At 49.3% G+C, this 12,379-nt stretch carries 12 protein-coding genes; 7 read left to right on the forward strand and 5 right to left on the reverse strand.

All coding sequences use genetic code 11. The features are described 5' to 3' along the window. Positions 1-1,155 precede the first annotated feature (1,155 nt). Positions 1,156-1,344: a hypothetical protein gene (locus THEBA_RS00570; RefSeq protein ID WP_041928042.1), complete on the forward strand. Its 189-nt coding sequence runs from the start codon at positions 1,156-1,158 to the stop codon at positions 1,342-1,344. Positions 1,345-1,358: 14 nt separating this feature from the next. Here the strand turns inward: THEBA_RS00570 and THEBA_RS00575 are convergent, their stop codons facing one another. Together THEBA_RS00575 and THEBA_RS00580 are read right to left on the reverse strand one after the other, a co-directional pair. Next, positions 1,359-2,108: a nitrilase-related carbon-nitrogen hydrolase gene (locus tag THEBA_RS00575; RefSeq protein ID WP_014730011.1), complete on the reverse strand. Its 750-nt coding sequence runs from the start codon at positions 2,106-2,108 to the stop codon at positions 1,359-1,361. Continuing rightward, positions 2,105-2,707 (reverse strand): pyroglutamyl-peptidase I, encoded by a 603-nt coding sequence (locus THEBA_RS00580; protein WP_006490164.1) that lies wholly within the window; start codon positions 2,705-2,707, stop codon positions 2,105-2,107. The genes THEBA_RS00575 and THEBA_RS00580 overlap by 4 nt, the downstream gene beginning before the upstream one ends. A 98-nt stretch (positions 2,708-2,805) precedes the next feature. Between THEBA_RS00580 and THEBA_RS00585 the strand changes: the two genes are divergently transcribed. Next, entirely contained in the window at positions 2,806-4,755 is a 1,950-nt protein-coding gene (locus THEBA_RS00585) for a S9 family peptidase (protein WP_014730012.1), read from the forward strand. 7 nt (positions 4,756-4,762) lie between these two features. After that, positions 4,763-5,794, forward strand: coding sequence for a GNAT family N-acetyltransferase (locus THEBA_RS00590; RefSeq protein ID WP_014730013.1), 1,032 nt, complete (start codon positions 4,763-4,765; stop codon positions 5,792-5,794). Positions 5,795-5,876: 82 nt separating this feature from the next. Here the strand turns inward: THEBA_RS00590 and THEBA_RS00595 are convergent, their stop codons facing one another. Together THEBA_RS00595 and THEBA_RS00600 are read right to left on the reverse strand one after the other, a co-directional pair. Further along, complete coding sequence (locus tag THEBA_RS00595; RefSeq protein WP_014730014.1) at positions 5,877-6,200, reverse strand: cupin domain-containing protein; 324 nt, start codon at positions 6,198-6,200, stop codon at positions 5,877-5,879. A 70-nt stretch (positions 6,201-6,270) separates the two neighbouring features. Beyond that, the gene (locus THEBA_RS00600) at positions 6,271-7,290 is read right to left on the reverse strand and encodes a TIGR00341 family protein (RefSeq protein WP_014730015.1); all 1,020 of its coding nucleotides are present in this window, start codon (positions 7,288-7,290) and stop codon (positions 6,271-6,273) included. Between the two features lie 104 nt (positions 7,291-7,394). Here THEBA_RS00600 and THEBA_RS00605 point away from each other — a divergent pair, with 104 nt between their 5' ends. The 3 genes from THEBA_RS00605 to THEBA_RS00615 all read left to right on the forward strand — a co-directional run bounded on the left by THEBA_RS00605 (position 7,395) and on the right by THEBA_RS00615 (position 10,178). Then, entirely contained in the window at positions 7,395-8,288 is an 894-nt protein-coding gene (locus THEBA_RS00605) for a DMT family transporter (protein ID WP_014730016.1), read from the forward strand. A gap of 67 nt (positions 8,289-8,355) precedes the next feature. Continuing rightward, positions 8,356-9,231 carry an acetamidase/formamidase family protein gene (locus tag THEBA_RS00610; RefSeq protein WP_014730017.1) on the forward strand — a complete coding sequence of 292 codons (876 nt, stop codon included), beginning with the start codon at positions 8,356-8,358 and terminating at the stop codon, positions 9,229-9,231. After that, entirely contained in the window at positions 9,231-10,178 is a 948-nt protein-coding gene (locus tag THEBA_RS00615; protein ID WP_014730018.1) for a lysylphosphatidylglycerol synthase domain-containing protein, read from the forward strand. The genes THEBA_RS00610 and THEBA_RS00615 overlap by 1 nt, the downstream gene beginning before the upstream one ends. Before the next feature lie 22 nt (positions 10,179-10,200). On the opposite strand, the gene elbB is transcribed toward THEBA_RS00615, so the two are convergent. Then, a complete protein-coding gene (elbB, locus tag THEBA_RS00620; protein WP_006490179.1) occupies positions 10,201-10,872 on the reverse strand; it encodes an isoprenoid biosynthesis glyoxalase ElbB in 672 nt (223 codons plus the stop codon). Positions 10,873-11,066: 194 nt separating this feature from the next. Here elbB and mggS point away from each other — a divergent pair, with 194 nt between their 5' ends. Further along, positions 11,067-12,371 carry a mannosylglucosylglycerate synthase gene (gene mggS / locus THEBA_RS00625; RefSeq protein ID WP_014730019.1) on the forward strand — a complete coding sequence of 435 codons (1,305 nt, stop codon included), beginning with the start codon at positions 11,067-11,069 and terminating at the stop codon, positions 12,369-12,371. Positions 12,372-12,379: the final 8 nt, after the last annotated feature.

The following is a 12,379-nucleotide window of genomic DNA, read 5'->3' on the forward strand; positions in this document are numbered from 1 at the left end:
CCACTATGAAATCATACCAGTAGAAGTGTGAAATCTTCGAGAAAGCTGCGGAAGATCATCTTCCAAAAAAACTTCTGCAACAGAGGCCCCAAACAAAAGCCCTGAACAGGAGACCCCAAACAGAAGCCCTGAACAAGAGCATTTCAGGGCAGGCTCATTGGGGCAGGCTTCAGGGCAGGCTCGGTGGGGAAGGCTCAGTGGAACGACAACGAATGCTTATTCCGAAAACGTCTGAATCGGTCATGCTTAACTTGTTTCAGCATCCAGGCAGGCTTACCGAAAACAACAAATACCGTGAAAGCGTCCTGTAATTCTTAAGAACACAACAAACCGTCATCTGAACTCCATTCAGAATCTCGATGCTCTCTTGTTGAATGTCAGTAACGAGCTCACTTCATTGCCCTTTAGAAAAAGGTCTTCTTCTTCTCACAACTTGCAACTTGGAACTTGCAACCGTTCTTTTCTGAGAACGGAGAACTATTCAACGGACAACGAGTTCTCCTGCTCTTTCCAACCACCAACGCGCTGCCCCCGGCCACGGTCTTCAAAAGTGCAGATCCCGGATCAAGTCCGGGATGACAGAGTGAGGGACTTCCGGAAACCGCTGCCTGGACAACTTCCTCAGTTGCATTGAAACCCTGAATTGATTGCCAGTTCTCTTCACGAGACCCCAGACCCTGTAATCGATACCCTGCGCTCCGCGTCATCTGAACTCCATTCAGAATCTCGTGTTTTTTGATTTAACCAAGAACAAAGAACAGATCCTCGCTCTGGAAGAACGGGATTTATTCAGTGAATGGAGAACCATTCAACGGCAGACCGGTCTTTCTTGCTCTTCCTACAACGAACCTTCAATCCCCGATCACTGTATTTCAAAGCCTGGATCCCGAAACAAGTTCGGGGTGATCCTGACAGGTGAAGTGGATCATGATTAAGTCTACTCAAGAGAGTTAATGCATCAGAATAGAATTTACTTAGAGTCGAGATGAAGGAGATTAAGAATATGTACCTTTGAGTTAGATTTAGGCTTCATCTTCTGTAAGCTTATAATTTGTTGTGGAAGGAGTCATAAACGGAAGATTGCCCTTGATTATCGAAGTTTGCACTGGAAGCGTGTGCCTTATGTAATGCTCTTCCGAGGTCAGTAAGAGACTTATGAATCTGGTTAACGAACATGGTTTAGGCAACCTTGCCACCTTGAAGGCGTCCCACTGTATGGGACCCTGTTGCGACGGAGTTGTAGCCGACGTAGACGAGAAGAGATTCACCGGAATTTCGACGAAAAACGTCGACGAATTCTTCATGAGAGAGGTATTGAAACTAGAATCAGATCAGACGCTCTAGTAGGGTTTAGAGCTTCATATATCCTTTAGGGCGGGGAATCTCTCCCGCCAGTCTCTTAGAATACTCATTTTCTCATAGTCCAGTTCCCAGAGAAGCAATCCCTTCTCTGCTTCAAAGGGTACTTCGTTGCCATCTTGATCGAAGAGTACTGAAAAGGCCTCGTCGTATTCTATGCCGTTACCGTCGACCCCAGTCCTGTTTAGACCCAGAACAAATGACTGGTTCTCGATCGCCCTCGCTTTGAGAAGAGCCTGCCAGTGATTGGCTCGCTTTTCCGGCCAGTTGGCAATCACTATCATGACCTCTGCAGGCAAGTTGGCCCTGAAGAGCTCCGGAAAACGAAGATCGTAACAGATGTTCAGAGAGAAGTGTATGTTTTTCATCTCGAAAGAGAGATTAGTGTCACCGGGGCTGTAAACGATATTCTCCCCTCCGTACGAAAATAACTTTCTCTTCCGGTAGATCAAAGGCTCCGAACCCGGGGCGAGAAAAGCCGCGCAGTTGTAGAACTTCGAGTTTCTTCTGTCTATAAAGCCGTAAACTGCCGGAATACCCCAGTGATCTACCTGCTTTCTGAAGAAACCACACGCATCTTTCACGTAAGCTCTTTCGGCGTTATTAGTGAACCCGCTCAAGGTAGTTTCGGGAAAAACAATTAGCTCAACACCTGCCTCCGAGGCCCCGGCGAAAACTCTTTCGATTATCTTCATGTTGATCTCTGGAGACTCCCATACTATGTTGAGAGGAACGCCGCCTATTCTCATCTATTCTCCTCCACCGCAAGATCAATTATCCTCGAAAGGACCCTAGCCGAAACTTCCGCCTCTATTGCAGGTCTGTTTTCTCCCGGACCAATCTGCTCGGGAATGCACGGTATATGTACGAACCCGGCAGGGATGTTTATGGCTCTCTTCGTGAGAAAGTCCATACATCTGTAAAAGAGGTAGTTACAGACAAATGCGCCGGCTGAAAAAGATTTCTCGATGGGAAGACCCTCGTCCTTAAGTTTCGAGACGATCCCGTCGACCGGAAGCCTCGAAAAGTATGCGTCGGGCGAGGCAGGAATTATCTTCTCACCGGTCGCAATAAATCCGTTGTTGTCTGGAGTTGGGGATTCCTTCCAGTTGATCGCAATCTTCTCTGGAGTAACGAGAGATCTCCCGGCCGCCTGGCCGACCATGATCAACGCCTCCGGGACGTTGTCTAGGAGCCGCAGCTCCAGTCGAGAAAAGCAGTCGTCGAAGACCGTTGGGAGGCTCATGAGCTCAATGTCTTCCCTGATATCCGCTAGAAGCTCCACGACTATCTGCGAAGCGTTTATTTTACTTCCCCCGAAGGGGTCGAAGTGGGTCACGAGTATCATCTTTTACACCTCTCATTCCCTATAATTTTAGCATCATAAGGAAGTCGAGAATGAAAAGCCGTCATTCTGGTAGAATGATTCTGAAAGGGGTGATCTAGTTGAAGAAGCTGAAGCTTGAGGATCTCTACAAATACTCCGCTGTGGGCGATCTTCACATCTTTCCCGGTGGGAAAAACTTTGTCTTTGTAAGAAAGACGATGAACAAGAAGGAGAACCAGTACGAAAGCAACATCTGGTTGGGCAACATGAAGAATGAAGAAGTCCGTCAGCTGACCCGGGGCGGGAAGGACGGTTCTCCCGTCGTAAGTCCAGACGGCAAAAGCATTCTCTTTGTCTCGAAGAGAGACAAGGAGGCTAAAGGAACCGGGCTTTATCTTCTGCCTCTTGAGGGCGGTGAAAGCAGACTGGTGAAGACTCTTAAAGGAGGATTCTCCTCTGTCTCGTGGATCGATTCGGAGACGGTTCTATTCATGACGAAGCATGCCCCCGGGGAAGATCCCGAGAAGATCGAAGAAGACGAGCCGCCAGAGAAGAAGGTTTACGAAATAGATAGAATACCATTTGTCTCTAACGGCGCTGGATTCACCGAGAACAGAGTGGGCCATCTATATAAGATGAAACTCGAAAATGGAAAGATGGAACCGATTACGGCCGTCGGAGGTGATATCGAAAGCATCGTTTTATCTCCCGAGAGAAAGAGCGTCGCGGTAATAACAACCGAAGACAGGGAGAAGAGGCCGATATGGAGCAGTCTATACCTCCTCGATTTGCAGAGTGAAACTGCAAAGAGAATCGGTGACGACAGTCTCTCTTTCTATCATTGCGAGTGGTCAGACGATAGCGAACTCTTCGCCGTCGCGACAGACTTCAAAAAGGGCTTCCCAACCAATCCCTTCATAGTCCACGTTGATCTGGAATCCTTCACTCTTACTACTCTTGCCAGGGAAATGGACCTGTACTTCGGCAACAGCCTGAACAGCGATGTGAGGGGTGTCTCGCCAAACACTTCCATGAAGGTTGTAGAAGGAAAGCTCTATTCGCTGGTAACTGCCGGGTCGCAGATAAAACTCGTTTCTATGGATAAAGAAGGAAAGGTAGAGGAAATCGCTGTCTCTTCGGGGAGCATAGACTGCTTCGATGTTGCAGGCGAGGAACTTCTACTTTCAGAGATGACCACGACAGAGCCACTGGAGATCTACTCTCTTGTCAAAGGCAAGAAGAAGAAACTCACGAGCTTTAACTCGTGGATGAAGGGTATCAAGCTGTCAAAACCGGAGGGCTTCGAAGTGGAGGCCTCAGATGGGCAAAAGATTGAAGGCTGGATAATGAGGCCGGTAGACTTCGAGGAAGGGAAGAAATACCCGGCCGTAGTGGAGATCCACGGAGGGCCAAAGACGGCATACGGCGGCGGATATATACATGAGTTTCAGACTCTGGCCTCCGAAGGATATGCAGTTATCTACTGTAACCCGAGGGGAAGCGCCGGTTACGGAACCGACTTCGCCGATATAAGGGGCCATTACGGGGAAAGGGATTTCGAAGACATAATGGAAATCGTCGAGTACGTCATAAATGAATACGATTTCGTCGACGAAGAGAGACTCGGTGTCACCGGGGGCTCATACGGCGGTTTCATGACAAACTGGATTGTAGGACATACTGACGCCTTCAAGGCGGCCGTCTCCCAGAGGTCTATCTCGAGCTGGATTTCCTTCTTCGGCACTACGGATATAGGATATTTCTTTGCAAGCGATCAAACCGGAGGCGATTTCTTCGACAACCTCGAGGGTTATCTAAGGCAGTCACCTCTGATGTCGGCGCCCAACGTCGTCACTCCGATTCTTTTCATTCACTCCCTTGAAGATTACAGATGCTGGGTCCCCGAAGCGATGCAATTCTTCACAGCGCTAAGGCATCTCGGCAAAGAGGCCAAAATGGTGCTCTTCCCGAAGGAGAACCACGAGCTTTCCAGAGGCGGCCTTCCCATACATAGAGAAAAGCGTTTGAGGGCAATACTGGAATGGTTCGATTCCTATCTGAAGATATGAGCCGTTGATGGAAAACAAGAAGGCAGGAAACATCCATGTAAGATTCGCCTCAATCGATGACAACGAAAAGCTCCTCAAGATCGAGCGAGAGTCGGCTCAGGAGGGGAGTATCTGGCTGGTCGCCTTCAGAGAGGACTTCTTTGGAAGACTGAAGTACTTCGAAGAGGGTTTCATTATGATTGCCGAAGACGCATATGACATCATTGGATGTATCGGTGTTGGAATCGACAACCTGATCGTAAACGGAGAGATCAAAAAGGCCATCTATCTCTTTGGGCTTCGGACGAACCCGAAATACAGGCTGAAAGTAGCCCGCTGGCTGAAATCGATCATTCAGGAACTGCAGAATCTGCTCGGCCCCACGGATTTCGATTTCGGATATGCGTCGGTTAAGGCCGACAACATTGCCTCGAAGAAGATTCTCAAGCACATGGGTTTCTCCACTACGGCGATTCTGGACTTCTACGCCTGCCCGGTTAGGAAGACCTCTCAGGAGAAGTCGGTTTTTGTGGAAAGGGAGGTCGACCTGGAAACGATTTTGGACCTGTACAAACCTCTCGAGAAGGATCATGACCTTCTTCTTCAAGGTACGAAGGCCTTCGAGGTGATGATTACAGAGAGGAGATTGTGGTTATTCAAGACTGAAGGTGCATACGCCCTGGTTCTCGACACGAGCGGCGAGCAGGACTTTGGAATCACACGCCTTTCAAAGGGGTTGAGGGCGTTCCAGCTTCTGGCTCAGGGAACTCTTTCACCGCTGGTGAGGATCCCGAAAATGAATGAGCGATTGAGGTCCTGGGACGTTCTTCTCTTCGGCTGGGACGATATCCGAAGCGCGCGAAAGATCGTAAGAAAGATCCATAGATGCGCCTGGGAAGAGGGCATAACGCTGATCAACTTCTCGAGGGACAGAAGCCTCGGAAGTATGAAGGGTGCGGTGGGTTCTCTCAGTTTCAGGATTCCCTTTGAGATAATGATCTATGAGAAGAACAGCATAAATAGAGGAAGCAGACCTATAATAAGAACTCCGACGATATAACTTTAAAATTCTCTTTTCGGATTGACTGAAGACTTGGTAAATGAGAGGCCGGGTCGGAAAGGCTTAGACCCGGCCTCAATTTCTATGGATGAGGTGCCTTCACTACCAGAACCCGCAAAGTCTCTTCTCCGGTGTTGACTATTCCGTGCGGTATCATTTTCGGACTGTCAATGATGTCATCTTCCATTACTTCATGCTTATCTCCGCCGATTGTGATTATTCCTCTACCGGCGAGCACTAGTATGAAAACATCGACAGGTGTCTTGTGCTCGGCCAATTCCATCCCCTCGGCTATGTCAATGACGACCGCCTGCGCATTCTCTCTGTCGTAGATTATCCGGCCCTTAAGTCCGGGTCTGTCAAGTGCAACTTTGCCCTTTTCGATTGAGCTCTTCACCAACTTCATCACCTCGCCTCTAATGTTAGTACTATCTTAGCAAACCGAAGAGCCCCGATCGGTAACATATGTTACCGTATCATAGGACTTCGCTCAGGAATAGCGAGAGAGCCAGAAGCCCGAGGACTACTACCCAGCCAATTATCGTAACCCTAACAGCCTTGCCCGCCTTATTCGCTTCCCACCAGGAGCGCGGTTCTATCCCCTGAAGTCTGAACGTTATGATTGAAGCGAGGTTTATACAGACAATGTTGACGAAGAACAGGAGTATCGCTCCGGAGAATCCGTCGATATTTCCGCTTCCGAGGAGCAGCCCTGCCGCAGCCAGAGGCGGCATAAGTGAAACGGCTACCATAACCCCAATGAGCGAAGTGGATACCCCAGAGCTGATCGACAGGGCCGCAGCCGTTCCCGATGCGAACGCCAGCACAATGTCGCCCAGGTTGGCCACTGTTCGACTGGTTATCTCGTTAGTAGTGTAATCTAGTCTGAATAAGAGCCCGAAAACAAGAGCAAAGGCAAAGCCCAGCCCGATACGGATCAGATTCGTTCTCACGGACTTTGCGAGAAGTCCGAAGTCTCCGAGCGTCGTTGCAAAGGACTGCGCGACGTTTGGCCCTAGCATCGGAGCGATCACCATCGCCCCGATGATTATTGCGGGGCTGTTTCTCACAAGGCCTATCGTAGCTACGATGGCCGACAATACTATCATCGCTATGTCTACCGCGTCGTTCGAGATCATCTCCGAGATGTCGTGATAAAGCTCTTCTCTGCTTATTCGCTTGAAGATTCCCTTCTTGGGCTTATTCTCCTCTTCCGTGGCCTGATTCTCTTCTTCTTTCTCCTCTTCTTGAGCTCTTGGAAGCGAGGCTTCTACCTGAAAGAGTATTGCCCTGAAGGATTCATCCTGGGTGAAGCGCTGCTCGAGAGAGTCGAGGATCTTTTCGCTGTTTTCGGCAAGCGCCAGTATCTTCGTCTGCCAAAGCTCTTCCGATGTCTTAACCGTCCAGTAGTCGATTATCGATTTCTCTTCCAGCATTTCCTTCAGATCTTTTTCGGGGTCGGAACCTGAGAATACTTCTATCAGTCTTTCGGCCATCTAATCACCATCCCGTACAGAGACTGTGGCATAATTGTCTTGCTCGCTAAGAATATATTACACCTGCAAATAAGAAGAGAAGGCATCGAATCAGGGAGGTTGGAGTGTTCTATCTTTTGCTGGCGATACTTTCCAGTTCCTCCATAGCAATGATTTTCAAAGTGACGGAGGGAAGAAGCTACAACAGGCTCGCGGTTACTACGTTCAATTACCTGAGCGCGTTTTTGGTAGCACTCGTCATGATGGCGGTTGAAAGACCGGCCATAGGTCCCGGCGGAGGATCTCCGGCCGAAGTGATAGTGAAGGGAGAACGTCTCTTCAGCCTCACCAGCAGCGTAGTCTGGGGCCTCTCTTTGGGACTCGTTTCCGGCCTCTTCTTCTTTCTCTCCTTCATCTTTTATCAGAAGAGTGTCAGGGAAAGCGGGGCAAGCCTTTCGGGAGCCTTCGGAAAGCTGGGGATTCTAATACCCATGATTCTTTCTTTGCTAGTCTGGAAGGAGTATCCGGAAGCGCTGCAGTGGGTCGGGATCTTCCTTGCCATCTTCTCGATCGTACTCGTGAACAACCCTTTCGGATCGGGGAGGCAGAATTTCAGAGCCGCTTTAGTCATGTTGTTTATTACCGGCGGACTGGCCGAATTTATGAACAAGCTGTTCCAGAACTACACCGTCAGCGGATACAAGAATGTCTTTCTCTTCAGCGTCTTTGCAAGCGCATTTGCGATAAGCGCATTCTTTCTGAAGAGGTCCGGTAAATCTTTCCGTAAGAGGGAAGCAATCATAGGACTGATCGTGGGACTGCCAAACCTCTTCTCATCCTTCTTTCTCATAATGGCCCTGGAAGAAATGAAGGGTTCCGTGGTCTTTCCCGTTTACAGTGCCGGAAGCGTTGTGATGATAAGTCTTGGAAGCCTTATGTTCTTCGGTGAAAAGCTCAAGAAGCTCGAGATGATATCCTTAGGCATGGTGCTGATTTCCCTTATTATAATAAACATATGATATCTCTTTGGATTAAAACAACGTCGAGGTAGTATTGAGACAATATCAGTCAGTGGAGGTGCGTCCCGTGTTACACAGAATTGGAAGAGACAGAGTAGTGTACGATATGTCGCCTGAACACAAGCCCGTTCTGGAAGTCAGCCCGGGGGATACTGTAATAGTGGAGACGGAGGATTGCTTCTGCCACCGGATCGTCTTAGAGTCACAGACCGTCGGAGGAGACTTCGACTTCACTCATGTGAATCCGGCTACCGGGCCCATCGCCGTTAAGGGAGCGATGCCGGGTGACACGATAGTAGTCAGTATAGAGAGCATAGAGCTTGACAGTCAGGGCGTTGTCGAGACCTGTCCCTTCTGGGGCCCGGTTAGCAATGTCTCCAGGGAGTGCGTTACCGAAATCGTCAAGATTGACGGCAATTTCATGTCGTTTCTGGGAGAGCGCATCGAAATAAAACCTATGATAGGCGTAATCGGAAACTCTCCGGCCGAAGGTTCCGTTTCCTGTACAACTCCGGGAAGTCATGGCGGAAACCTCGACACAAAAGATATTGCGGCCGGTTCGAGAGTTTATCTTCCGGTCTTCGTGAAGGGAGGGAATCTCTCCCTCGGTGACGTTCATGCGAGAATGGGAGACGGGGAAGTCGGCGGCACAGGAGTCGAGATAAGAGCCCTTGTGAGACTCAGTGTAGATATAGATAAGATGCCAGTCGAAAGTCCCACCGTCGAAACCGAAGAGGCTTTCTACCTTTTGTTCAGCGCGAAGACTCTTGAAGAGGCAAGCCGCGGGGCGGTTAAGAGAGCCATCGAATTTATCTCGGACTGGAAGTCTATTCCCGCTGAAAGAGCCTATATGCTGACAAGCATCACGTGCGATCTGATGATAAGCCAGGTGGTGAATCCACTGGTAACTGTGCGAGTTAGAGTTCCGAAAGAGATTCTCTAGTGATAGACATCAGAAAGGTATTTCTCTCTTTAAGAAGGCTTCTGCCCTTTCTGGGAATAGCTCTGTTCACTGTCTCGATCTACGTGCTCGTTCGTGAGTTGAGTCGATACACTATCAGCGATATTGCTGCAAAGGTCGGGGAGGTTCCGGCTTCCAGGCTTGTAATAGCGGTCTTCCTGACCTTTCTGACTTACTTGAATCTGAGCTTCTATGATCTGATCTCTTCCAGAAGGGCGGGAGTCAAACTGAAATTTACGTCGACCGCTCTTGTTTCCTTCGTTGGATACACTTTCAGCAAGAATATCGGTTTCACGTTTCTTTCGGGTACAAGCGTCCGCTTCAGGTTATACGGAAAGTGGGGAGTAGCAGGAGGGAAGATCCTCTTAATAATAATTCTCAACTATCTTACTTTCTGGCTTGGTTTCTTCGCCCTTTCGGGAATCCTGTTCACTCTTTGGCCGCCCGTTCTTCAGAGTGCAGTCAGAGTCCCCTTCGGATCACTGAAGGTTATTGGAATAGCCTCTGCCGGGATCTACGTTCTATATATGGTAGTGGTTAGCTTCAGAAAACGTCCGTTCAGAATAAGAGGAAAGAGTTTCACTCTTCCGGGGAGGTCCTTCACGCTTGTCCAGACCGGGATATCCATTCTCGACTGGCTGCTTTCCGCAGGAGTGTTTTTCATGCTTCTCCCCCCGGAAATCGGTTATTTTGAGGTTCTTGGCGTCTTCCTGCTGTCGCAGTTTGCAGGTCTGTCGAGTCAGGTCCCCGGAGGTCTGGGAGTCTTTGAGGCGCTTACAGTAGTTATTCTCTCGCCCTCCTTAAAGCCGGATATTCTTGTGGCAGCGCTAATAATCTATAGAATAATCTTCTACCTCGTTCCCTTCATTATCGCAGTGGTTTCTTTTGCAGTCAACGAACTCCTTTATAGAGGTTCTGAAAAGGCCTGAGGGAGAACCGTTATGATAGGTTTCAACCTGGCAGCAGGTCGAACAGTCTCTTGACGAAAGTCTCGATGCTCTCATTCTTTTCCATGAGTCCATTTTCTCGAACAAGAAGCGGGGCAGTTACAACTTTGTTTGTCTTATCGACGCACATCTCTCCGACTTCACAGGGGACGTGATCGATGGCCAGCTTTTCGACGACGGTCATCCTATCTTCGGGATTGCCCGAAGCGGTGACGGTAAGATTGGAGGCTACGTTCTCGAGAGCCCTTGCAAGTATTAAAACACCTTCTCCGATCGCTCCCAGAGGTTTCTTACCGAAGAAGCAGTTCACGATAAGCCTTTCAAGGCTCTTATTAACTCTGTAGTGATCCTCTTCGTCTTCAAATGTAGATAGGCTCTTCAAGACTCCCTTACCGCCGGGAATGACGAGCAGGTCCAGATCCTCCCAGTTGAAAGTATCAATGTTGTTTACCGGTCCGCTGAGCAGTCTTGCCGATTCTACGAGCTGGTTTCGCTTCTGTTCAAGTTCAGCCGGTTTTCCTGTCTGGTGGTTAATAACCTCGTATTGATCCTTGTCCAGTGCCAGAGAAACAACTTCAACCCCTGCCTTATCCAGGGCGAGGAAGGTCATTATGGCCTCGTCAACGGCCGTTCCATCCTCAGAGCCACAACCCGTAAGCACTACTCCACACTTCAATTCGGTCCCTCCTTATAGAAGCATCAAGAGTCGTTTTTCCTTAGGAAAATATAAATATTAATGGATTTTATCATCTTTGCCCCCCGTTCCAAACGGCTCGTAAGTGTGTTGGCCATCTTGACTGTTGACATGCCGGCGAGATTATTGGATATTAGTAGTGAGTTCCTGTGACTATTCGGCAAGGGGGTGCTCTTATGAGAGTGGGTTTGATTCATTACAGGGCCGGACTGATGGACGGTGTTTCCCTTGAAATGGAAAAGTGGCGCAAGGTTTTCTCGAGAATGGGTCACTCGGTAGAGATCATTGCGGGAAACAACGCTCCCGGTGTCGACATTGTGATTCCGGAGATAGAATACAACGACGAGAAAAATGAAATCCTGAATTCGAAGCTCTACGGCAGTACGCCTTCATCGGAGAGCGAACTGCTCGATGAACTCTCCATCAGAACCGCCGAGATTCTAGGCAGCTTCAGATCGGTTCTCTCTGACTTCGATCTTCTTATACCGAACAACATCTGGTCGCTTGGATGGTCTATACCTGCGGGACTGGCCCTGCATGACTTCGCGGAAGAGTCGGGTAAGCCGTTTATCTCTCACAACCATGACTTCTGGTGGGACCGCCCCTATTACAGCAGTCCCTATCGAAGCGTCATGGAGCTCCTGGAAAACTACTTTCCTCCCGATCTCCCAAACGTCAAGAACCTGACGATCAACTCGATCTCCGCTTCCGATCTCTTCGAGAGGAGGGGTATCAGGGCTACCGTGGTGCCGAATGTGATGGACTTCAGCGGGCCCGTCTCTATCTCCGATGAGCGCATTCGAACGCTCAGAAGCGAGGCCGGGATAGAGAAGGGGGATATCGTCTTTCTCCAGGCAACCAGGATAACGGAGAGAAAGGCGGTCGAGATCTCTATAAGGCTAATCGCGGCTTTCAATAATATCGCGGGATCTTTGAAGGGGAAAAAGCTTTACAACGGGGAGCCGTTTACTGGGAGGGCCGTCCTCGTGTATTCCGGATTGACCGAAAGGCAGTCGATGGACTACAGGAAAAAGCTAGATGAACTTGCGAACAAGCTCGGAGTAAAAGCGATCGACATCTCCTCTTCATCCTCCTTGAGCCAGGCGGCCTTCTTCGAATCGTACGGCGTCGCAGACATCGTTATATATCCAACCGTATTCGAGGGCTGGGGGAACCAGCTTCTGGAGGCGCTTGTGTACAGGAAGCCCCTTGCCCTCTTCAGATACAGCGTATTCAAGAGCGATATACAGAACAGCGGGATCTCTTTCGTAGATCTGGGCGATAGGTATATCTACAGCGACGGATTGGCAGAAATACCGGAGCAGACTATCCTTAGCGCCGTTAAAGAGATCACGGAACTCCTCTTCGACAGAGAGAAATACGAAGAAACCGCGGAAAAAAACTTCCAGATAGGAAGAGAAAAGTTCAGCCTGGAGACGCTGGGCGGCATAGTAAAGGGATTGATAACCGATCTGGTTTAGACTAAGTA

Origin of the sequence: Mesotoga prima MesG1.Ag.4.2, assembly GCF_000147715.2 — a bacterium.
Classification (GTDB): Bacteria; Thermotogota; Thermotogae; order Petrotogales; family Kosmotogaceae; genus Mesotoga; species Mesotoga prima.